The 22,484-nt window shown below is 48.8% G+C and carries 17 protein-coding genes; 7 read left to right on the top strand and 10 right to left on the bottom strand.

Translation table 11 applies throughout. The features are described 5' to 3' along the window. The first annotated feature begins 34 nt into the window (after nt 1-34). Nucleotides 35-778, top strand: coding sequence for a DUF4858 domain-containing protein (locus EII41_RS09325; RefSeq protein WP_124790369.1), 744 nt, complete (start codon nt 35-37; stop codon nt 776-778). Here the strand turns inward: EII41_RS09325 and EII41_RS09330 are convergent. The 5 genes from EII41_RS09330 to EII41_RS14310 all read right to left on the bottom strand — a co-directional run bounded on the left by EII41_RS09330 (nt 707) and on the right by EII41_RS14310 (nt 7,581). Beyond that, nucleotides 707-1,459, bottom strand: a complete 753-nt coding sequence (locus EII41_RS09330) for a DUF4296 domain-containing protein (RefSeq protein ID WP_124790370.1) — start codon at nt 1,457-1,459, stop codon at nt 707-709. The genes EII41_RS09325 and EII41_RS09330 overlap by 72 nt on opposite strands. A gap of 9 nt (nt 1,460-1,468) precedes the next feature. Continuing rightward, entirely contained in the window at nt 1,469-2,080 is a 612-nt protein-coding gene (locus tag EII41_RS09335; RefSeq protein WP_124752354.1) for a lipoprotein signal peptidase, read from the bottom strand. Nucleotides 2,081-2,092: 12 nt separating this feature from the next. Beyond that, the gene (locus EII41_RS09340) at nt 2,093-2,473 is read right to left on the bottom strand and encodes a TraR/DksA family transcriptional regulator (protein ID WP_124752355.1); all 381 of its coding nucleotides are present in this window, start codon (nt 2,471-2,473) and stop codon (nt 2,093-2,095) included. Nucleotides 2,474-2,539: 66 nt separating this feature from the next. Beyond that, a complete protein-coding gene (gene ileS, locus EII41_RS09345) occupies nt 2,540-5,992 on the bottom strand; it encodes an isoleucine--tRNA ligase (protein WP_124790371.1) in 3,453 nt (1,150 codons plus the stop codon). 227 nt (nt 5,993-6,219) lie between these two features. After that, a complete protein-coding gene (locus EII41_RS14310) occupies nt 6,220-7,581 on the bottom strand; it encodes a tetratricopeptide repeat protein (RefSeq protein ID WP_221620716.1) in 1,362 nt (453 codons plus the stop codon). Nucleotides 7,582-7,939: 358 nt separating this feature from the next. Here EII41_RS14310 and EII41_RS09355 point away from each other — a divergent pair, with 358 nt between their 5' ends. Continuing rightward, complete coding sequence (locus tag EII41_RS09355) at nt 7,940-9,016, top strand: Fic family protein (RefSeq protein ID WP_124790372.1); 1,077 nt, start codon at nt 7,940-7,942, stop codon at nt 9,014-9,016. Nucleotides 9,017-9,042: 26 nt separating this feature from the next. Here EII41_RS09355 and EII41_RS09360 read toward each other — a convergent pair whose 3' ends face one another. Next, on the bottom strand, nt 9,043-9,579 hold the full coding sequence (locus tag EII41_RS09360) for a TIGR00730 family Rossman fold protein (RefSeq protein WP_124752358.1): 537 nt from the start codon (nt 9,577-9,579) through the stop codon (nt 9,043-9,045). A 50-nt stretch (nt 9,580-9,629) separates the two neighbouring features. Continuing rightward, nucleotides 9,630-9,893, bottom strand: a complete 264-nt coding sequence (locus tag EII41_RS09365; RefSeq protein ID WP_124790373.1) for a hypothetical protein — start codon at nt 9,891-9,893, stop codon at nt 9,630-9,632. Between the two features lie 166 nt (nt 9,894-10,059). Here EII41_RS09365 and EII41_RS09370 point away from each other — a divergent pair, with 166 nt between their 5' ends. Continuing rightward, entirely contained in the window at nt 10,060-10,620 is a 561-nt protein-coding gene (locus EII41_RS09370; RefSeq protein ID WP_185711881.1) for a CDP-alcohol phosphatidyltransferase family protein, read from the top strand. A 65-nt stretch (nt 10,621-10,685) separates the two neighbouring features. Here the strand turns inward: EII41_RS09370 and EII41_RS09375 are convergent, their stop codons facing one another. Both EII41_RS09375 and EII41_RS09380 read right to left on the bottom strand, forming a co-directional pair. After that, nucleotides 10,686-12,680 carry a DUF3352 domain-containing protein gene (locus EII41_RS09375; protein WP_260425540.1) on the bottom strand — a complete coding sequence of 665 codons (1,995 nt, stop codon included), beginning with the start codon at nt 12,678-12,680 and terminating at the stop codon, nt 10,686-10,688. Nucleotides 12,681-12,689: 9 nt separating this feature from the next. Next, nucleotides 12,690-13,964: a DUF5103 domain-containing protein gene (locus EII41_RS09380; protein ID WP_260425541.1), complete on the bottom strand. Its 1,275-nt coding sequence runs from the start codon at nt 13,962-13,964 to the stop codon at nt 12,690-12,692. A 180-nt stretch (nt 13,965-14,144) separates the two neighbouring features. Between EII41_RS09380 and EII41_RS09385 the strand changes: the two genes are divergently transcribed. The 4 genes from EII41_RS09385 to EII41_RS09400 all read left to right on the top strand — a co-directional run bounded on the left by EII41_RS09385 (nt 14,145) and on the right by EII41_RS09400 (nt 21,736). Continuing rightward, the gene (locus EII41_RS09385) at nt 14,145-15,410 is read left to right on the top strand and encodes a nucleotide sugar dehydrogenase (protein ID WP_124790375.1); all 1,266 of its coding nucleotides are present in this window, start codon (nt 14,145-14,147) and stop codon (nt 15,408-15,410) included. A 347-nt stretch (nt 15,411-15,757) separates the two neighbouring features. Next, the gene (locus EII41_RS09390; protein ID WP_260425542.1) at nt 15,758-18,706 is read left to right on the top strand and encodes a TonB-dependent receptor; all 2,949 of its coding nucleotides are present in this window, start codon (nt 15,758-15,760) and stop codon (nt 18,704-18,706) included. A gap of 48 nt (nt 18,707-18,754) precedes the next feature. Beyond that, the gene (locus tag EII41_RS09395) at nt 18,755-20,086 is read left to right on the top strand and encodes a DUF4876 domain-containing protein (RefSeq protein WP_124790377.1); all 1,332 of its coding nucleotides are present in this window, start codon (nt 18,755-18,757) and stop codon (nt 20,084-20,086) included. A 27-nt stretch (nt 20,087-20,113) separates the two neighbouring features. Beyond that, on the top strand, nt 20,114-21,736 hold the full coding sequence (locus tag EII41_RS09400; RefSeq protein WP_124790378.1) for a DUF6850 family outer membrane beta-barrel protein: 1,623 nt from the start codon (nt 20,114-20,116) through the stop codon (nt 21,734-21,736). Nucleotides 21,737-22,169: 433 nt separating this feature from the next. Here the strand turns inward: EII41_RS09400 and EII41_RS14170 are convergent. Beyond that, the coding region (locus EII41_RS14170) for a hypothetical protein (protein WP_185711882.1) at nt 22,170-22,484 on the bottom strand (315 nt) is incomplete at its 5' end.

The following is a 22,484-nucleotide window of genomic DNA, read 5'->3' on the forward strand; positions in this document are numbered from 1 at the left end:
TTTATTTTTGCCCGAAATATATAGATATCGGGCTATGGAAAGACGCTACGTGTTGTTTTTAGTATTAGGATTGCAGGTGTGTATCACCGCATCGGCACAGAAAGATTGGTCGGCAAAAGACTCGTTGTGGTTACAGCGCGTGTTGTCGGGGCAGGAAAAGTTAAAACTGAACGAAGAAACCCTTCGAGCCATCCGCTCCGGCACGCTGATCAACCCCGCTCCCACTCCCGAACAGCAGATGAAACACAGTCCGCTGGAATTACCCATCGTCAAATCGTTCGACAGCATCATCCGCCCCGAAAGCCATCGCAAACTTCATCTGCTCCCGCCTTCCGTTTTCATGCTGTATGATCTGAATAAAAACAACAAGTCGGCAAACGATCCGGATAGAGGTATAAACAAATCGGGAGGAATGATGTTATCGGAAAGACAAATCGAAGAGATGATGATATTGATGAAAATGAACGTAAAAAAAACGACGTTAGATGACAAACAAACGCTTCCGAGTCCATATATAACGTTCGATGCCGAAGACATTGCCCGAACCATCTTCTGGCCGAGTCACCGCGCCAAAAAACGGAATGCGCGGAATGCACAAGCCTACAAACAATTCGAGGTCGCACCTCCGTCTATTTCGAAAGAAGAACACGAACGGCGCCGCCTGAACAGATATATTAACCGATTAAGGGAGCATGCGAAAAAACGCCTACTCTCCGACTCGATACCTCATCAGCCGGATTCGGTCGATGTAGATTTTAGGATCTGGAACAGCCGGTGATTTCATACGGATATACCCGTAAACACGCTGTACCGGTTCATACGGCATACCCTGCAAAGTATATTGATGAAACCCGTCCCCGACGATTGAGTCTTTTACGACAAGGGTCGAATCGGACATGTCGGCACGCAGATTCACTTCCAACACCTGCCTGCCCGGCGTCAGTCCCCAGACTTGCATTTCCCACACGAAACGACAATCGGACGGATACGCTTCAGCAGGTTTCAGATCGAACACAATTTTGTTAGACAACGACTTAGGAAAGAAAATATAGCATCGTTTATCAACCCACAGATCGACCGAGTCGGCCAGTGGTACATCGAATGCTTCGGCTTTCACTTCACCAAGGGCGTTTATACGCTTGTCTACTTCAGCCATCGCCATATCGTGGACACGCATATAGATATCGATATTTTTACCGTACCATATCAACGAGCTGTCGTATTCAGCCTGCGTCAAATTGTGCTTTTTAAAGACCGACTGGAACAACGCGTTTTTTTGCCGAAACGATCCGTATTTATACGGATCATCGTTGATGATCGTCTCGGCCATCTGCATATCGATCAGCACATCGCACATTTTTTTCTCCGGAATAATTCCTTTGGGTGTGTGGCTGCATGCCGACAACAAGATGACAGCCGAGCATCCGATGAAAAATCGCTGAAATTTCCTGTCCGGCATGTATCGAACCTACTTCGTCGAAAGACTCTTGGAAAGAGTGTGATGATAAAACAGCAACAAGATCGCTCCTCCGACACAAATAGATGAGTCGGCCAGATTGAAGATCGGCCGGAAGAAAATAAACTCCTCTCCGCCCCATATCGGAAACCAGTCCGGGAAAGTGGTTCGGATGAGCGGAAAATACAACATGTCCACGACTTTGCCGTGCAAGAGAGAAGCATACCCTCCGTCGGCCGGCATAAACGTAGCGACTTGTCCGTAACTGTGATCGAAGATGACGCCATAGAACACACTGTCGATAATGTTACCGAGTGCTCCGGCAAAAACCAGTGCAACGCAAGCAATGAAGCCGAACGAATAGTTGCGTCGTACGAGGCGAATCAGGTAGTACGCAATGGCAATCACCGCCACAATGCGAAAGACGGACAGCACGAGCTTGTTGAAAAACTCCATCCCGAAGGCCATGCCGGGATTTTCGGTGAAGTAAAGCTGAAACCATGAAAAGATTTCAATGCTTTCGTGCAGTTGCATGTGGGTTTTCACCCATATTTTCGAAGCCTGATCAAGAAAGAGAAGCAGCAAAATAACGACTACTGCTCCCCACGCTTTTTTTCCTTTCATCAGACGCGCCGCTTATCTTACTCCGCTCTGTTTGGCCTCGATGCTCAGTGTAGCATGAGGTACCGCACGCAGACGTTCTTTCGCGATCAGCTTACCTGTTTCACGGCATACCCCGTATGTTTTGTTCTCGATACGGATAAGCGCTGCCTGCAAGCTCTGGATAAATTTCATCTGACGTTGCGCCAAACGGCCGGCTTCTTCTTTCGACAAAGTAGCCGCCCCCTCTTCCATCACCTTGAATGTCGGTGAAGTGTCGGAGACGTCGTTGCCGTCGGCATTCGTAATCCCCGATCTCAACAAGTCGTAATCTTTCTTCGCTTTATCGAGCTTCTCCATGATAATGGCGCGAAATTCTTCCAGCTCCGCATCCGAGTATCTTGTCTTCTCAGCCATAATTCAGTCCTCCTTTTATTTGGTTTTCAAAAATACGATATTCTTTTGATATTACACCATGTCGGCTCAAACTTTTTCGATGTTTACGTATAATTTAAAATCATCCAGATCGAGTTCTGTCGCATCCGGCAGATTTTCCGTCATTTCGATCGACTCGGCAAGCACCTGCTTTTGAATATAATCGGCATAATCACTGATTGTTCCGTTCATTTCCGGAGCGGGTACCATGGCGATACGTATCTTGTCCGTGATCTCCAGTCCGCTGCTTTTACGCAGGTTTTGAATGCGGTTCACCAATTCGCGTGCCAATCCTTCCTTGCGAAGCTCGTCCGTGACGGTAATGTCGAGCGCGATTGTCAGGCGTCCTTCGTTGGCCACAAGCCAGCCGGGAATATCTTCCGATATGATCTCAACATCGTCTGCTACAATAACACTTTCCACCCCTTCAAGGTTGAACGTAAACGAACTGTTTTGTTCGAGCAAAGCTATATCTTCTTGCGTCATGGCCTGAATGGCTGCGGCCAATTGTTTCATAACCTTTCCGTAACGCGGCCCCAGCTTCTTAAAGTCGGGCTTAATCTTTTTCACCAGTATACCGGCCGAGTTATCCGCAAAATTGAGTTCTTTTACGTTGACTTCGCTTAAGATTAAGTTTTTTACCGCTTCGATATGTTCCTTCTGCCGGTCGTCGGTCACCGGCACCATGAGGGTTTGCAACGGTTGACGTACCTTAATATTCACTTTACGACGCAATGCGAGCACCATAGACGAGATGTCCTGCGCGATCTGCATCTGCTCTTCGAGCGTTTTGTCGATCATCGCTTCATTGCACTTGGGGAAGTCGCTCAGATGTACGGACTCCGCCTTGTCACGTCCGGTTACGGAAATCAAATCGGTAAACAATCGATCGGCGTAGAACGGCGAAATCGGCGCCATCAGCTTGCTGACCGTTTCAAGGCAGGTGTAAAGCGTCTGATAAGCCGAGAGCTTATCCTGTGTCATGCCTCCGCCCCAGAAGCGGCGACGGTTCAGACGAACATACCAGTTGCTTAAGTGATCATTCACAAAATCCGAGATCGCGCGTCCGGCACGGGTCGGTTCGTATGTTTCATAAAACTCATCCACGTCTTTGACGAGCGAGTTGAGCAGCGACAATATCCAGCGGTCGATTTCGGGACGTTCGGTCATCGGCACATCCGGCTCTCCGTAGGTGAAACCGTCTACATTGGCATACAGTGCGAAGAACGAATACGTATTATATAATGTACCGAAGAATTTACGACGCACTTCTTCAATGCCTTCGACATCGAATTTGAGGTTATCCCATGGCGAGGCATTCGTAATCATGTACCAACGCAACGGATCGGAACCGTATTTTTCGATCGTCTCGAACGGATCGACCGCATTGCCGAGACGTTTGGACATCTTATTTCCGTTCTTGTCGAGCACCAGTCCGTTAGATACCACATTCTTAAACGCCACACTGTCGAAGATCATCGTGGCGATGGCATGGAGCGTAAAGAACCATCCGCGTGTCTGGTCTACTCCTTCGGCAATGAAATCGGCGGGATAGACGTCGCGTCGGTCGAACGCGTCTTTATGTTCGAACGGATAATGAATCTGCGCGTAAGGCATCGCGCCGGAGTCGAACCATACATCAATCAGGTCGATCTCTCGTTTCATCGGTTTTCCCTGCGGAGAAACCAGCGTGATCTCATCGACATACGGACGATGCAAGTCAATCCGGTCATAATTTTCCGATGTATATTCACCCGGTTTGAAACCGTTATCCTTATACGGATTGCTCGTCATAAAACCAGCGGCAACAGCTTTTTCGATTTCGTGATACAGTTCTTCGACCGATCCGATACAAAGTTCTTCCGCACCATCGTCGGTACGCCAGATCGGAAGCGGTGTACCCCAATAACGGCTGCGGCTCAAGTTCCAGTCCTGAAGGTTTTCGAGCCATTTACCGAAGCGTCCCGTTCCGGTGCTTTGCGGCTTCCAGTTGATGGTTTCGTTGAGTTCGATCATCCGGTCGCGGCAGGCGGTAGTTCGGATAAACCAGCTGTCTAAGGGATAGTAAAGTACCGGTTTATCGGTGCGCCAGCAATGCGGATAATTGTGCACATGCTTTTCGATCTTGAACGCCAATCCCTGCTGTTTAAGCATGACGCACAAGTCGATATCGAGTGTTTCGTCGTTTCCATTGAGTTGCGGGTCGTAGTCGTTCTTTACATAACGACCGGCATAGTCTTTATAGAGTGAAACGTTGACGTTCTTCTTCACATAATCCTCGTCAAGGTCTTCGAGACAGTAGAAACGGCCTTTCAGATCGACGGCGGGACGCAGGTTACCCGCTTTGTCGACAAGCTGCAACGGCGGGACGCCGAAGTTCTTGGCTACCCGCGCGTCATCGGCACCAAAGGTCGGTGCGATATGCACGATACCCGTACCGTCGTCGGTCGTCACGTAGTCGCCGGAGATGACACGGAACGCGCCCTCGCCGGGATTGAACCAAGGTATCAGTTGTTCGTACCCGATGCCGATCAGGTCTTTACCTTTGCATGTGGCAAGCACTTCGAACGGAATCAGCTTGTCGCCCGGTTTGTATTCGTCGAGTGACAGTTCGGCCGCTTTCGGATTGAAGTACGCATCCATACAAGCTTTCGCCAGAATGTAGACGTTCGGCGCTCCGGAATACGGGTTAAAAGAACGAACAGCCACGTAATCGATGGCTTCACCGACACACAATGCCGTATTCGACGACAGAGTCCAAGGAGTTGTCGTCCACGCAAGGAAATATACGTTGTCCGTCTCTTTGCCGAATACTTGTTTCAAGAAGTCATTTTCTTTTGCGGCGGGCATTTTAGCACAGAACTGTGCCGTCACCGTCGTATCCTTCACATCGCGGTAGCAACCGGGCTGGTTCAACTCGTGCGAGCTAAGCCCCGTACCCGCGGCAGGCGAATAAGGCTGAATCGTATATCCTTTATACAAAAGGCCTTTCCGGTGCAATTCTTTGAGAAGATACCAGAGCGTTTCGATATATCGGTTGTCGTAGGTGATATACGGATGATCCATATCGACCCAATAGCCCATCTTCTGTGTCAGGTCTTCCCATTCTTTCGTGAATTTCATCACGTTTTTGCGACAAGCCATATTGTAATCGGACACCGATATTTTTTTGCCGATATCTTCTTTCGTGACCCCGAGTTCTTTCTCTACCCCAAGTTCCACAGGTAAGCCGTGTGTATCCCATCCGGCCTTGCGGTCGACACGATAGCCCTTCATCGTCTTGTAACGGCAGAAAATATCTTTAATCGAACGCGCTATGACGTGATGAATGCCGGGCATACCGTTAGCCGAAGGAGGTCCTTCGTAGAAAACGAAAGAAGGGGCATCCTTGCGGATATTCAGACTCTGGTGGAAGACATTTCCTTCCTGCCATCTTTGCAGTATTTTTTTGTTAATGTCTGACAAATCGAACGTGTTATATTCGGCAAATCGATTACTCATCTTATAATATACATGTTTTTGAAAAATTGCCGCAAAGGTAAGATTTTTTGCCAAAATAAAAAATCAGTTCTAAGGGGGTAAAAACGTCTTAACGCGGCAGCGATTCGGCAGCAAGTCCGATCCTTGTCGTTTCACCAACTTATTTTTCTCCCACTCTGTAAAAACCTGATTTATTAACCGTTTAAACAAAAACAAGGTAACAGTTTAAGTATCCCGACGGAAAAACATCAAAGAGAAATTCCACGTTTCCGTAAGTTCCGAATAGCTGTTTGATCTCCCTTTTGAGCTGCTTTACGATACCATTTGATCGCTTCGGTCTCATCCCGTTTGACGCCCTTTCCCGTCGCGTAGATCACCCCGAGATTATTCATGGCTGGTAAAATTTCCTGTTCAGCCGCCCGACGGAACCATTTGATCGCCTCACCGTCATCTTGCGGCACACCGCGTCCCGCCAAGTAATGATTGCCCAGATTATACTGCGCCATAGCGTAGCCTTGCGCCGCCGCTCGCCGGTACCATCGCACCGCTTCGGCATCGTTCTGAAATACGTCCTTCCCCACGTCGTACAAATAACCGAGCCTGTTTTGTGAACGGGCTTCACCCCGTTCAGCTTCAACACGTAATTGAACGACATATTCCGGCTCCTCCGGATCGTTCAGGGTCTCCAGAATTTGTTCGATCTGCGGCTTTTCTTTTTGATCATCGTCGGAAGAGGCTTGCTCCGGAGATTCCGGTTCGGGAATCTCTATCGGTTCAACAAGCGAAACAGGCGGTGCTTCAGAAGGAGTCTCGAACTTCGGCTCTTCCCTACCCTTCGCGAAGATCCGCAACGCAGATGTCCACGCTTGGCCGGGCACAAACTCATCTTCCCCGCAGTCTTCCGAAACGACCCTATCTTTCGGTATTTTCAATCGTTCGAGCAGGGTATCCAGCCGTTCCATGCGTTCCGGCATATTCCGATAATAAGGCCCTACGCAAACAAATTGATGATCTCCCTCGGGTGCATCACCAAAAATGTCTGCGATATGTTCGACCGTGCGGGTCGCCATGCCGGGGAGATTGGAAAGGAGGTGCAACGTACGGGACGGATTACCGGAGAAGAGATCGTCCGCAGTCAATTCATCGATGTATTTGCATACCGTACGGATTTCGGAATGCGGAAAAAAGCGACGCACGTGTAAAGCCGCTCGTTGCAAACAACGCTCCGATGGATCAATCAGTGTAAACCGACGAACAGACGAGGTAAGATTTCGTACCTGCAGAAAATCATGATACACCATCGCTCCGAGCCCCTGCCCGCAACCATAATCAATCCATTCGATCTCTTCGCTGAAAAATGGTTGAGGAAAACGATCGTAAGCCCTCTGTAGACGAGCTTCCTGCATATCGCCGAACGCGTAAAGATAAGCAGAGAGTTGCGGTTCGGTTTCCTGCAAGTTGCCGCTGCGCTTCAGTTCATCGAAAAGTTTGTTTCGCTCGTCTTCCGAAAGTTCCGAAATAAACCGGTCGGATAAGCCCTTTACCGAATGAAAAGTCAGAGGCTGCAAAGCCTCTATGAAAAATGAATAATTTGTACCGTGTTCCATCATAGCGTTTTTCCTCCGTATTTTATCCTTCTTTTTTTACGTCTCTTCGCAAGGATAAGTGACAAAAATAGCCTCCGTTCGCGAAGCCATAAAAAATAGTTTTCAACAATACACATCCAAAAGTGTTGATAACTCCATTTCCATGTTCCTTCCTCTACCTTTATCAAAACATCGCACCATACCACCTATTCTTTTAAAATACAAACAGATAAGACCGCCCTCACAATTTTTATGTAACGAAACAAATCATTTACATACAACCTAACAAGCAACAGTTAACAAAGTTTTGCGTTTTTAGTCTGATATTCGTTCGTTATTTCCGAAAAAGTTCCTTATTTTTGCCGCAAATCTTACGGAGAATATGCGTAAAACAGCTATATGGCAAGAAAAAGAATGGCCCTACCTGACATGGAACTCCCAGGAAGTAATGTCCATATTGGGGGAAGTGCGTAACCGGCAGGGACGACTTGTCGGCAAGACGAGCTTGCTGGGAATCGATCTGAAAAAAAATGCCCTGTTGAATGCGATCTCTAACGAAATTCTCCGATCGGCCGAACTTGACGGACACACACTCGATGCCGACAAAGTACGTATATCTGTGATTCATCAGCTTAAACTGGAAAAGAAGCAGAAGCCCGATCATGATATCGATATTACTGTCGACGGCATCGTCGGTGTTTCGACCGACGTACTGCGAAATTATCTCGAACCCGTCACGGAAGAACGTATTTGGGGGTGGAGGGATGCCCTAAGCCTCCTCTCTCCCGACCCATCGTCTCATACGGAAGCTGTTACAACGGCAACTTCTTCCGGGTCGCTTCATTATTTCGCCATGCAGGATACCTCGCCGATCTCAAACGAGATGAAACGATTTGTCAAGTGGATGAATACAAAGCACCCGACCGATCCGGTTCTCAAAGCGGCAGTGGCACACATCTATTTCTGGCTCCTCCATCCGTTCGCAACGGGCAACGGGCAAATCGCACGGGCCATCTCGCAGCTCTTCCTCACACGAGCCGATAACTTCCCGCAACGTTTTTTCTGCTTGTCGGAGCAGTTTTGCAAACGAAAAGAAACGTACCGGCAACTGTTAGAAACCGCTTGCAATCATGATCTGGATATTACCGAATGGATCATGTGGTTTCTCCATTGTCTGGAAGCGGCGCTGACCGAAGCCGAAGCATCGATCACACGTATTTTGGAAAAGTCGAAGTTCTGGGAGAAATATCGTCTGGTACGTCTGAACGACCGTCAAGTAAAGATGATCAATTTGTTGTGGGAAGGTATGGACGATAAAATCACTTCATCCATTTGGGCGAATATCAATCTCTGTTCTCCTGATACGGCGCTCAGAGATATTCAAGACCTGATCGACAAAAAAATTCTGCACAAACACGGCGACGGCGGCCGAAGCACCTCATACGGATTGAAAAACTGAACCGCCCCCGCTCCTATCCTGCCCTCTCAGACATCAATCATCCGCATAGCTTCTTCCGGCGTTTCGGCCACTTGCCACAACATACGTGTCTGCAAACGCATAAATTGTTCGTCTTCGGCGCGGTTCAACATCTCCAACAAAGGATCATAATAATGATTCGTATTGAGAATCACTACCGGATGATGATACAGTCCCAGTTGCCGCCACGTGATGATTTCCATCAACTCTTCCAATGTACCGCAACCGCCCGGCAGAGCAATGACCGCATCGGACATATCGGCCATCCGTTGCTTGCGCTCATGCATCGTCTCGACACGAATCAGCTCCGTAAGCCCCGAATGACACCACCCGTTATCGACCATAAAATGCGGAATGACCCCGACGACCGTTCCTCCCGCCTTCAACGTCGCATCCGAAATGACACGCATCAAGCCGAAACTTCCGGCTCCGTTAATCACCCGCCACCGGCCTTTACCAAGCAGTGTTCCCAAAGCTTCGGCCGCCTCGGTATATCCCGTGTCGATCCGCGAGCTGGACGCACAATACACACAAACTGAACGCATATTTTATCGTTTTTTAAGAAGCCGCAAATTTAGATAAAATCCCCGAGATTTTATACCGACAGGATAAAAACACCAGACCGCTGCCCCTGTTTCCTGCCCTCCTCCTGCGTATTCTTAGCCACAATCGCACTATCTTGGAGAGACATTTTGTCGTTTTCCTGCCATTTCGTCAGAAAAAGGTTCGACATCGAACCTTTTTGCTTCGACATCCGAGCTTTTTGCTCCGACATCGCACCTTTTTGCTCCGACATCGAACCTTTTTGCTCCGACGTCGAACCTTTTTGCTCCGACATCGAACCTTTTTGCTTCGACATCGAACCTTTTTGCTTCGACGTCGAACCTTTTTGCTTCGACGTCGAACCTTTTTGCTCGGAAATCGATGGAAAGCCAACCTCCTATACCACGAAATTTTAACTACCTTTGCAGCAGATACGGGTAAAAACGAACGCCCACCTTGATAAACGAAGAATGAATAAAGGAGTGAAAAAAATTCCGAATATCCTGTCGATTTCGCGCATCATCCTTTCGCCGGTCATGCTCGCGGTGGCTGATCGACCACCTGCATTGGCGGCCATGATCCTGCTGATCGGTCTGACCGACGCGGCAGACGGTTTCATTGCCCGACGTTATCATTGCCAAAGCGCCACCGGTGCACGGCTCGACTCATTCGGCGACTGGATATTCTTCGGCATGACAGGGATCGTCTTTTGCACGAAATACGAGTCGCTCGTCATCGAGCATATTTGGGAACTGGCGGCTATCGTGACCGTCAGAGGCCTCGCACTGTGCACCGCCCGATACCGCTTCGGACGGTTTCTATCCATTCATACGCTCGGAAACAAACTGACGGTAGTGCTTGTCTTCGCCACGATGCTGTTCATCGTATGCGAAAACGAAGTAAACGAAATCATTCTGAAAACGGTGCTTGCAACGGCCCTGCTCGCAGCCGTCGATGAATATTTGATTATCCTCACAAGCGAAAAAATCGATTTGAACCGGAGCAGCTTCTTCACCGGAAAAACAAATAGAAAACGTTTCTGAATCTCTCCTTCCTTACCTGTCTCCAACCATCCTATCGGCACATCAAGATAAAGAGAGAAAATCTCTTACAGTCGAACCTTTTTCTCCAGTGTGCCGTCTTCCGTATAATACTTCCATGTTCCCGTGGGATGATCTTGATCGTACCGGCCGCGTATTTTCAAGCTGCCATTTTCGAAATATTCGTGATATTTGCCGTGACGCTGCCCATTGCGTATCTCACATTCGCTCTTCAACGCACCTTCGGGATAAAACTCGCGATAGATGTTGCCCTGGAACTTCTCGGCATAAAAACGGTTCAGCTCATCGATGGCCGCCTTTTCCGAAATCTCGGTATCATCCTCTTCGCGTAATTCTTCTTCCGACATAACCGGAGGCCGATAAGGATGATAATTCATGACCATCCGCAAAGCGACCTTCTGACGATTGCCAACGATCTGCAAAGCGGAATAAGGAAACGAGTAAACCATCTCGCGGTTGGCCGACCAACTTTCCCATGTCTTCTGGTTCAACAGCGGCTCCATGAGCGGCAGAAACTTGATGCTGTTCGTGTAGACGAAATAAGTAGACCGGTCGTCGATTTGCGAGAGCACTTGTTTGAATCCGTTATCGTTACGCAACGTACGCTCCTGCTCATAATCTTCGATGAAAGAGAGTAACGTCGCCGGTTTATTGCTGAAAACGACGAAATCATTTACATACGTATAGTAAGGTTTCTCGAACTTCTCGAACATTTTCCCGAAAAAGAGCGCGAAGAAACCTTTCAACTCTACATAATTGATCTCATATCCTTTATAATTCGCCTTGCGAATATGAACCGGCGTGTTCTTTTTCACCTGCTTCTCGATGTATGCCATCTTTTCCTGCGCCCGTCCGAGGTCTTCGGCACGAACGGCAAGTAACATTTCCGTGTCATGCCCCAACAGTCCCGGTTCAAGCTCGGTTACGGCAAATTCACCGGCCATCCAGCTCAGAAAATCGTCTCGCAAGGATATATCGAACATGTTTTCAATGCGCTCGTACGATTCTTTATAAGTCGCATAGAGTGAAGGTTCATCGTTGGAGAGCATCGTTTCCATCTCTTCCACGAACGTTAAGGGATCATCGACACAGATATTAGTGTAAAAAGCCGTACGATCGGACAGTATCTTATGAGCTGTTATTTCCCGGCCCTCCGAATGCAGGAGTGTAGCGATATAAGGACTGACCGTATCTTTCAGAAAGGTATACCCCTTCAATGCAAATTTTTCCTTATCGGCTTGCAGGCTCAGTCCGGTGTATGCCATCGAAGCACCGATCGCCGGCAGATAGCCCTTTCGCTTACCCATATACAGATCGAGAAAGCGAGGCAGGGTGGCATGCTGCACGAAAATGCGGCACACCCCGTCATCATCGGTCGATTGGTCGGCTTCGATAAAAAGCGGGTCTAATCCGATGATCGGTTCGTTGCGTTCCGAGATGGACGCTTCGATGAGTCCGGCCGTCGCCGACGCGATGTAATGATTGTCTACAAAAGCCGTATAAAGCATGTCGCGTGTTTTGGGATCACGCAGCTCGACAATTTCCGTGTCCTTGTATTTCCGATACGTCACCCCGTAGTTCATCCACGCGTAGAGTTTGTCGATCTGTTCCTTCAAGGCCTGTACTTCCGAAATCTTCTGCAAGTCGAGAACGTACAGAAAACCGAGCTTCCCATGGCGCATCCGATGCACCGAAATCATCAGGTCTCTTTTCCCTACCAACGCGAGAAGTCGCTCGTTAGCCTGCAAAGCGGAATCGAGCTTGTTCGCATCGCGTGCGACATCGGCAAACGAAGGACTGCGTCTGAGGCATTGCCACGGATCACTCGTGCTGAATCGCTTCCAGTCATTGACCGGATTACTTGAATGAAGGATAAATACAGCGTCTCTGGGTACGAGGTAAATTTGGCGTGTTGAACGATGCGGAGCATAATAAAACGTGACCAAACGGTATACTCCATACCCCGTCAGCAGTAAAAGAGCGGACAGAACAATCCATTTTAGACGACTTTTCTTTTTTGTTGTTTGTTTGTTTTCTTCCATGGTGCTAATTTATAAAACAAATTGCCTGTTGCGAAGGGTCAGTTTACCGATCAGCCGGTCATAACGTATCCCCATCGGACGGTGATAGACAAGAATCGTATATTCGTTTTCGGTTTGGTAATAATCGCCCTCCGTCGGTAAAGTCTGCGCCTTTGTTTCCCCATGAGGAAGCAGCACATACTGGTAATTATAATATCCCTGCTTGAGCATCAGCGCTTTTTCATATTGCCGTGTTTGAGGATTATATTCCATCCGGCTCGTCTCATTGAACTGATTTTGCACAAAGTCCCCCAGCAGATAAACATCGCCTTCGAGCAACGGTTCGGAAGCATACGTAAAATGAACGATGTAATAATCGGCTTCCGTATCCGGGTCGTTACAACCGCTGCAACGGACGAAGAAGCGCCCGTCCTGATCCTGATCGTAACGGTAGCCGGTGCGCGTTCGACTTTGATCGATCATCACGTCGGCATGATAGTACGGATTGTGAAACCCGATACCGTCGATATTCAGTCCGTTGTAACGATGCGTCAAAAATTCGAAACGACGGTATTCGTTGCCGGCTTCGAAAATCAGTTCGCGGATATGTTCATACGTTAGCCGGTTATTCGTGATAATCTGCGGCTGCACATTCTTCACCGCATTGTCCGTCCGGTTGTTCTGATAAACATAGACCTTCAATTCCGTCTGCGGATAGTTCACCGTGACTCCCTTTCGATCGATCTGAAAGCTGACCTGCTGATGCTCTCTGTTGAGCGATATATCCGTATTACCACTGACCGCAGCATCAATCCCTATAAGCGGTTCATAAACCCCGAATCGTACCGAACAAACGATTTGGTCGGGTTTTTCTTCTTCATAAATTTGCAGCAAATAATTGCCTGATACTTTAAAACGGATATTGTCGTTAGGCAGGAAAAGGCGGTAGTTCATGTAAGATACAGTTGTATTAAAAGAAGGAGAATAATCCTCAATGGTCATGCCCTGAAAGCCGTCCATGTACTCGATCGGAGTCAGCACCGACGGTTTCCAGTCCGCGTCGCAATGAATGACCGAATAAGCATATCGTCCCTGCGTATGGTTCAACACGTCGAAACTGACCTCAAGCCGGCGGTCACCATCCAGCTCGATATAAGGTTCCGAAATCAGTTCTCCGGCCACCTGAGCCTGAAGACTTTTCACACGGTTCGAAAAAACCTCCGTCCGGCCATTCTTTTGCGCATACAGATGACCGGCAAGAATCAGCCCAAAAGCCACAATCATAAATCGATCGATGTATTTCATCTTTGCCGAAAACATTAAAAAAACAATGCCCAAAGGTAGATGTTTGAAAGAAGGTAACCAAATGTCTTTCGTGAAAAACAACGTATTTGTCCTCTGTATCTTCGGCGCGGAGAGCGTAAGCGATATCGCCATAAAAACTTCGATTTGGAAGATTCGGGAAGATGTGATTACCTTTGTTCCATGAAATCAACAAAAATCTGCGTCATCGGAATGGGGTATGTCGGCTTACCTCTGGCACGCCTCTTCTCCACGAAATATCCGACGATCGGCTTCGACGTGAACCCCGCGCGGGTCGAAAAGATTATGGCTGGGCACGACGATACGCTCGAAGTGTCCGACGAACTGTTGCAGGATGCCTTGAAGAACGGTTTCCGATGTACGACAAACGTCGAAGACCTTCGCGACTGTAACTTTTATGTCGTCGCCGTCCCTACTCCGGTCGATGTGTACAACCGTCCGAACCTGAAAGCGTTGATTGACGCCAGCACGACGGTGGGAAAAGTCATCGAAAAAGGAGACATCGTCGTGTATGAATCGACTGTCTATCCGGGGGTGACCGAAGAAGAATGTCTTCCCGTCGTAGAGCAGGTTTCGGGTTTGAAGCTCAACATCGATTTCTTTGCCGGATATTCGCCCGAGCGAATCAACCCGGGCGACAAGGAGCGAACGGTAGAGAAGATTCAAAAAGTAACGTCAGGCTCTACGCCGGAAGCGGCCGAGCGAATCGACGCAATCTATCGCTCCGTACTGACGGGCGGAACGCATAAAGCGCCTTCGATCCGTGTGGCCGAAGCCTCCAAAATCATCGAAAACGCCCAGCGCGATGTCAATATCGCTTTCATGAACGAGCTGGCCAAGATCTTTAACGCAATGAATATCGACACGCACGACGTGATCGAGGCGGCCGCCACCAAATGGAACTTTATACGGCTACACCCCGGACTCGTCGGTGGACACTGCATCAGCGTCGACCCTTATTATCTGATCCAAAAAGCACAGGTCTACGGTGTGCTGCCCCGTATCATGACGGCCGCGCGACGCCTCAACGACGGCATGGGCGCGTACATCGCCCACCAGACGATCAAGTGCATGAATAAAAAAGGTATTCTTGTGAAGAACGCCGAAATTTTAATACTTGGTTTCGCCTTCAAAGAAAATTGTCCGGACACGCGAAACACGAAAGTAACCGACATTCATCACACGCTACAGGAATATACGAACCGCATCACGATATACGATCCGTGGGTAGACTCGTCCGACGTGCGGGAAGCGTACGGCGTCGACGTCGTGACCGAACAGCCGACAGGGAAGTACGACGCCGTGATTCTTGCCGTTGCGCACAGAGCGTTCGGAGCGTTGGATCTTTCCGGACTGCTCAAAACGAACGCCGTAGTGTATGACGTCAGAAGCGTTTTGCCGCGCGAAACGGTAGACGGAAGATTGTAACGTTTGCCCGCGTTACTGGAGACTTTTTGTAATCCCCCCTCCCTTTCTGCGGAAAGCTGGGTTCCAAGTATGATTCGGGTCGCCGATTCCATTCCACTTTCACGTACATACGGATGTGCAAAAATTTCCGTCCGTATATAAATTTCGTTAGTTCCAGTAAGCTGTGAAAAGAAAGAATAAATTATCGTTTATATTTTTTAGTCTTGTTGCATTGGAGATTTTTATCCCCATTATTGGGGATTTGAGCGTAAGACCGGGTACGCTATCTTTGCAGTCTGATTATAACAGCCATGCGTGGATATATTTTTGGGGTTATCATATGGTGCTCGGTCTGTACACAATGTTTATTGGGTCAGTCGTTTACAATAACGGGGAAAATACTGAACAGTCAAAGTAAAGAGGCGGTCGGTTTCGCCACCGTTTCGTTTGCCGACAGTCGCTTGTGGACGGTAGCCGATGAGAAAGGACGTTTCATACTGAAAGACGTTCCCGGCGGCAAGGTTGTACTGTTGATTCATTGCCTCGGCTACATCACAAAATCGTTCGACATTGAAGTCAAAAACGATATGCCGGAGCATGTTTTTCTGCTCACGGAAGAAAATTTGTCGCTCGACGAAGTCGTCGTTACAGCACGCCAGAAACCGCGTGAGCTGACGACATCCTACACCATCGATCGTACAACGTTAGACCATGCACAAATCATGAATGTGAGCAATATCCGTTCGTTACTGCCGGGCGGAAAAACTTCCATACGCCAAGAGCTCACGAGGGATGAACGTTTTGTCTTGCGAGGCAGAGGAGGCGAGAAAGGGAATGCCTCGTTCGGAACGGCCGTCGAGGTAGACGGGGTACGCATACAAAACAACGCGGCTTTCGACGAAACGAAAGGAGCCGACGTACGGAGCATCAGTTCGACGAATATCGAATCGATCGAAGTTGTGACGGGTATTCCGTCGGTCGAACACGGCGACTTATCGAGCGGAATCGTAAAGATCCACACGCGCAAAGGAAGGACACCGCTAACGGTGCAACTATCTACCACGCCAAGAAATAAGCAGGCAGCCGCCAGCAAGGGCTTTTCGCTCGGTACGAATGCCGGAACCCTCAACACAAGCTTCGAGCATACGAAATCCGTTTCCGACCCGGCTTCACCACACACATCGTACGCACGGAATACGCTTACGGTAAACTATTCACATACCTTAAACAAAAGCCGGGGAATGCCCCTCTTGTTCAATCTGGGGCTAACCGGCAACATCGGCGGCTACGATTCGAAAGCCGATCCCGATGCGTTCAGAGAAACGTACACGCATATGCAAGATAACAATCTGCGGGGCAACCTAAGCGCCAAATGGCTGCTTAACAAGGCGTGGATCACAAATCTGGAATTCTCCGGATCGGTCAGCTATTCCGACCGGCTATCGAAGTCGAACACGAACAAAAGCAGTTCGTCGTCGCAAGCATCTATCCATTCGTTGGAACAAGGGTATTTCATCGCAACGAACTATGACGAAAATCCGAATGCTCCTGTTCTCCTGCTTCCGCGCGGCTACTGGTATGTATTGCAATATCACGACAGCAAACCTCTCCACTACACGGCTAAGATGAAAGCCGACTGGCAACATCGGTTCGGAACTCTTTCACACAAGCTCATGGCCGGTGCCGAGCTGAACAGCAGCGGCAATAAGGGCCGAGGCGTTTACTACAACGACTTGCGCTATGCCCCGACGTGGCGCCCCTACCGTTACAACGAAAAACCATTCGTGCATAACGTTGCCTGGTATATGGAAGAGAAACTGAGTCTGCCCCTCCGACAGAACGCCTCACTGCTTGAAGTAACAGCCGGCATACGCTCGGACATAACGATGATCCGCTCTTCGGCCTACGGTACGGTACAGAGCTTCTCGCCCAGAGTCAATGCGAAATACACGCTGCGTAAAAATGCGGACGGCCTACTCAGAGACTTCAGCTTCTACGCAGGATGGGGAAAATCCGTCAAACTACCTTCGCTCGAAGTGCTTTATCCCAGACCAACGTATTCGGACGACCTGGCCTTCGCCCCCGGTTCCATGGCGGATGGTAGCACGTTTTATGCCTACTATACTACGCCGACACTGCCTCGCCATAATTCCAATCTGCGCTGGCAACAGAACAAACAGTTCGAAATCGGTACAGAGCTTTCCATCAGTGACGTGAAGGTTTCTCTTTCGCTCTTCCGAAGCCAAACCGTCGATCCGTATATCTGCACGCTCGAACACACCCCCTACTCTTACCTGCTGACCGATCAAAAAGCGCTCGAAGAGAGTATCATTCCGTTGCAGAACAGACAATATACGATCGACCGGAATACGGGTATCGTGACCGTATCGGACAAGACCGGCACACACAGCAGCCATCCTCTCGAATATACAAGGCGCGATACGTATAAGACCAACTACTTCTATCGGAACGGATCCCCCATCGAACGAAACGGCATCGAATGGATCGTCGAGTTTCCACGCATCCGCTCCATCAGAACCAAACTCCGCCTCGACGGAAATTACTACCGCTACAAAGGAATAGACGAAACCCTGATTGCGTCAATTCCCGCACAGACCATGACGGATAACAGGCCGTTCAGGTATATCGGCTATTACGTCGGTTCGTCGACCAGCGCGACTTCGCACCGAACGGGAGGCAGTATCGTATCGACCATTCAGCCGGCGTCTCCTTCCGTCTCGAACGGGGGTCTCTCCGAAGAGGTAAACCTGAACGTTACGACCGAAACGCATATTCCAGCCATCCGAATGATTTTTAGCGTCAAACTCGAAACGTCTTTATATCGATACAGTCGCCGGCTCAGTCAATACAAGGGGCAAAGTTACGGTTTCGTAGTGAACAAACCGGAGGATCTTTCGGGCGAAGATACCAATATATATCAGGGAGATGTCTATGTCGGCAGTTATCCGCGGTACTACTCGACGTGGGAGGATCCCGATACAAAGATTCCTTTTGCCGAGAAATTCGCATGGGCCAAAGAGAACGACAAAGATTTATACAACGAGCTGGCCAAGATGGTACTCAAATCACCAACCAATTACTTTTTCAATCCGAACCGGATATCGCCGTACTTTTCGGCGAATATCAACATTACGAAAGAAATCGGCAAATTGGCATCGATCTCCTTCTATGCCTACAATTTTTTCAACAATATGGGGAAAATCAAATTCTCGGATAATCATACGGAGACTATTTTATATGAAAGCGGGTTCATTCCGCAGTTCACATACGGACTTTCGCTACGACTGAAATTATAACGAAATATCATTACAATTTATTTATAACTAATTTAAAAACAAGGTAAGATGAAAAAGATTCTTTATTTGATGATCAGTACACTGATTTTATGCACGTCATGCAAAGACGATGAGAAAGATTACCAAACTTTTGCAGTCCAAATCCAATTGGCTTATCCGCAAGGAAGTCCCTTTAAACCGGGCGAAGGCGTAGAAGTGACCCTGACCGACAGCAAAGGTTCTTCCCTGAAGGAAAAAACCGACAAGACAGGCAAAGCCTCGTTTAAAGTACCCGCCGGCGTCTATAAAGCATCGGCAACCGATATGCGTCAAAGTGGCGGTCATTCGTATATCTACAGTGGAACTAAGAGCGATATTGCCATCTCGATGGCAACATCGGCCAATCTGTTTGTATTAGACCTTTCGGAATCGAAGAAAGGACAAGTCGTGATCAAGGAGCTGTATATCGGAGGATGTCCGAAAAACGACGGTTCCGGGAATTTTAGCAGAGATCAATATGTGATTCTGTATAACAATTCCGCCCAACCGGCCAGCCTCGACAATCTATGCCTCGGGATGACATTCCCGACTTCTAATTCATTTGCTCCCAACAAGGATTATGTAGGAGGAAAGTTAATGTACGAAAGCGAAGGATGGGTTCCTGCAGGCAACGGTATTTGGTACTTCCCGAAAAACGTAACGATTGAACCGGGCAAGCAAATCTTGATTGCACTGAGTGGCGCGATCGATCATACGAAGACGTATACGAAGTCGGTCGACCTCAGCAAAGCCGAATATTACTGCACATACGATGTTTCTGCATACGACAACACCATATACTATCCTGCTCCTTCGGCGGCTATCCCGAGCACGCATTATCTTTCGGCCGTAAAATACGGATTAGGTAATGCCTGGGCGCTAAGTAATACAAGCCCTGCTTTCTTTATCTTTACAACAAAAGATGTCACTCCTGCGGCTTTTGCCAACGATAAGAGTAACTTCAATTACTATTCAGGCAAAGTAAATCCGGTCTTTGCACGTCTGAAAATCAAAGACGAATGGGTACTCGACGGCATCGAAGTATTTATGGCCGGCAAAAAAGAAAATCAAAAGCGTCTGACGGCAAAGATCGATGCCGGATATGTAAATCACCAAAATGCGAAGGGGTACACGCTGTATCGCAACGTCGATTTGGAAGCCACGAAAGCCGTGCCGGGCAACGAGGCCAAGCTCGTATATAAATACGACAAAGGCACCGAAATCGACGGCAAAGCCAGCACCGACCCGAGCGGTATCGATGCCGAGGCGTCGCTCAAGAAAGGGGCGCGTATCATCTATATGGACAGCAACAATTCGACGAAAGACTTCCACCAGCGCCGGCAATCCTCGTTGAAAGACTAATCGCAGAAGAAAGAGATGATAAACCGTATGCAGAAACGATTTTATATACGCATGCTGATGTGGGTAGGCGGAGTGTTAAGCTCCGCCTGCATCGCAGCGCAAGACACGACGGGATACCCCGGACGGATCGATTACGGTTATATCAAACGTTCCGATGCGCGGCTTACCGGATACAATGCAACGGGTATCCGGTACCTGCCCGTCGGAAAGATGGCCGTGGCCGATGTCTTTGCCACAAAGGAAAACGGAGGGTTTATCAATTATCATCAGTCGGACGACAGCTACACGCTCGGCGGACAGACCGAATCATTCTTCCGTCTTTCGCCGCGAATCGTCTTCTTCGGAGGTATGAGTTACCGGTATTTCACAGGCAAAGATATGGGAGGATCGGCCTTTATCCATCCTTACGAACAACCTTTCGACATCGTGGAATACACCGATACGACACGCGGCGTCAAAAACCTCGAAACGTACCGTTTGGCTGGCGCGATCAGTGCAGATGTCACCGATCGGCTGACGCTGGGCGCGAGAGTCGATTACCATGCCGCCAATTACGCCAAACAAAAAGACCTGCGCCACAAGAACAAGCTGCTCGACATGTCGGTCACAGCCGGCGCTTCATGGCGTCTTCACCCAACGTTCGAACTCGGAGCCCATTATTTTTATCGCCGCAGTGTAGAAGGGCTTGAGTTCAACACATACGGCACAACCGATAAACGATATTACTCGCTGATCAGCTATGGAGCTTTTTTCGGGGCTGTCGAAGAATTCGGAGAGACGGGCTACACTCAAAAATATGAGAATACGCCCATGTATAACCGTTACCATGGCGCTTCGGTGCAACTGCACGTTGATCGCTCGGACGACTTCCGGATGTCTCACGAACTGACGTACAAGCAGCGTGAAGGCGGGTATGGCAAAGAGGCTTCGGCAAAGGTGCTGCACAGCCGACATCATTCGGATATCTACGAGTACAACGGGGCATTTCTGCTGAAAAGAGGTTCCGCCCATCATCGCCTCGACTTACACCTCGAAAACGAAAGTCTCGAGAACCTCGAAAACGTCTACAAACATGAAAGTCGGCCGGGTGGCACGACCGTGATCGTATATTACGATCCGCTGAAAGTAGCCGACAAGCAACGACTGAACGCGAGCGTCGGTTATACGGCCGACCTCGGAGTGCGGGACTTCAATCCGCGATGGACATTCAAAGGAGGCATTGACTTGTATCAACGAAAGCAAACCTTGTCGTTTTACCCTTACTACCGCAAACAAACGATCCGTTACGTACATTACCACGCCACCACCGTGCGCAACCTCGTGCGAGGTAAGAACGGATACGGTATTTCCGTCGGCGCGCGCTATACTTCGGGCGGAGGGACGATGGCTAAGGACGGTCAGTACGCTACGCCCGGCGAAGACCAGACCAAGCCGAAATACAACGCGCTATACCTCGCCCGCGAATACGAATTCCTTACGGCCGCGCAAATCAGAGGCGACGTGACATTCCGATATTCGAGGGTTCTCGATGCGAACGGAACCCGCGGCTATGTGGCCATGAACGGTACACTGACCCAAGGATTCAACGTGAAACACCTCGAAGGTAATCGCTTTACCTCACTTACCCTTCGCTTCGGATGCCTCTTTTAACGACCTGGCGAATTGTCACTTAGGAAGACGGTTAAGTTATTTGATAAACAGTTTCTTCCCCATAGGAAAAGAGCATGGTACGTATTCATATCCGGTCTTGGTATTCAGGGAGGTGGAGGAATTGAAAAGAATGGAAATTCCTTCCTCAGGACATGGTTCCGCCATGCTCCACAACATCTTGAGGAAGGAATGTACAAGTTTGACGCATAGAAATTAAAAAAGACGATGTATCTAACGAGTAAACTGCTTCGTTGCTTACGGAATGTGGGCTCGGTCACATACCTTAGCTCTCATCCTTAGCGCCTCGCATTTCACACTTTCTTACACACCTAAAGAGGGTGTGCCCAAACATTACGTTTTTTGACACACCCTCCCCAATCTTTAAATATCTGACAACTTCATTCTTTCACAAGACTTTAACTAAGCTGTACTCTTATTTCACAATCACCTTATGTACCGAACCGTCTTTGAGCGTTACCACATATACGCCACGCTGCATCGGGATCGGCGTATCGCCCTCAGGCAGTTCGACTCTCTTCACCAGCTGACCGGCTACCGAGTAGATGCTGGCAATATCTTCACGCTCTACACGGATGTAAATCGTTTCGCCGTGCGACCATACAGCCGTACCGTTAACCGACATATTCGCTACATAGTCCGGACCGAATTTCAGAACGATATTCTGTGTAACCTGACGGATTACATACTCGTACTCGCCGTTCGAATTCTTCTTCCCTTCAAGAACCTC

Source organism: Tannerella forsythia (genome assembly GCF_003860135.1).
GTDB lineage: Bacteria > Bacteroidota > Bacteroidia > Bacteroidales > Tannerellaceae > Tannerella > Tannerella forsythia_A.

What these genes read in the sequence shown, in the direction of transcription:
- EII41_RS09325 (WP_124790369.1), top strand. Translation starts at nt 35, where the DNA reads ATGGAAAGACGCTACGTGTTGTTTTTAGTATTAGGATTGCAGGTGTGT.
- EII41_RS09330 (WP_124790370.1), bottom strand. Translation starts at nt 1,459, where the DNA reads ATGCCGGACAGGAAATTTCAGCGATTTTTCATCGGATGCTCGGCTGTC.
- EII41_RS09335 (WP_124752354.1), bottom strand. Translation starts at nt 2,080, where the DNA reads ATGAAAGGAAAAAAAGCGTGGGGAGCAGTAGTCGTTATTTTGCTGCTT.
- EII41_RS09340 (WP_124752355.1), bottom strand. Translation starts at nt 2,473, where the DNA reads ATGGCTGAGAAGACAAGATACTCGGATGCGGAGCTGGAAGAATTTCGC.
- ileS (WP_124790371.1), bottom strand. Translation starts at nt 5,992, where the DNA reads ATGAGTAATCGATTTGCCGAATATAACACGTTCGATTTGTCAGACATT.
- EII41_RS14310 (WP_221620716.1), bottom strand. Translation starts at nt 7,581, where the DNA reads ATGATGGAACACGGTACAAATTATTCATTTTTCATAGAGGCTTTGCAG.
- EII41_RS09355 (WP_124790372.1), top strand. Translation starts at nt 7,940, where the DNA reads ATGCGTAAAACAGCTATATGGCAAGAAAAAGAATGGCCCTACCTGACA.
- EII41_RS09360 (WP_124752358.1), bottom strand. Translation starts at nt 9,579, where the DNA reads ATGCGTTCAGTTTGTGTGTATTGTGCGTCCAGCTCGCGGATCGACACG.
- EII41_RS09365 (WP_124790373.1), bottom strand. Translation starts at nt 9,893, where the DNA reads ATGTCGAAGCAAAAAGGTTCGATGTCGGAGCAAAAAGGTTCGACGTCG.
- EII41_RS09375 (WP_260425540.1), bottom strand. Translation starts at nt 12,680, where the DNA reads ATGGAAGAAAACAAACAAACAACAAAAAAGAAAAGTCGTCTAAAATGG.
- EII41_RS09380 (WP_260425541.1), bottom strand. Translation starts at nt 13,964, where the DNA reads ATGAAATACATCGATCGATTTATGATTGTGGCTTTTGGGCTGATTCTT.
- EII41_RS09385 (WP_124790375.1), top strand. Translation starts at nt 14,145, where the DNA reads ATGAAATCAACAAAAATCTGCGTCATCGGAATGGGGTATGTCGGCTTA.
- EII41_RS09395 (WP_124790377.1), top strand. Translation starts at nt 18,755, where the DNA reads ATGAAAAAGATTCTTTATTTGATGATCAGTACACTGATTTTATGCACG.
- EII41_RS09400 (WP_124790378.1), top strand. Translation starts at nt 20,114, where the DNA reads ATGCAGAAACGATTTTATATACGCATGCTGATGTGGGTAGGCGGAGTG.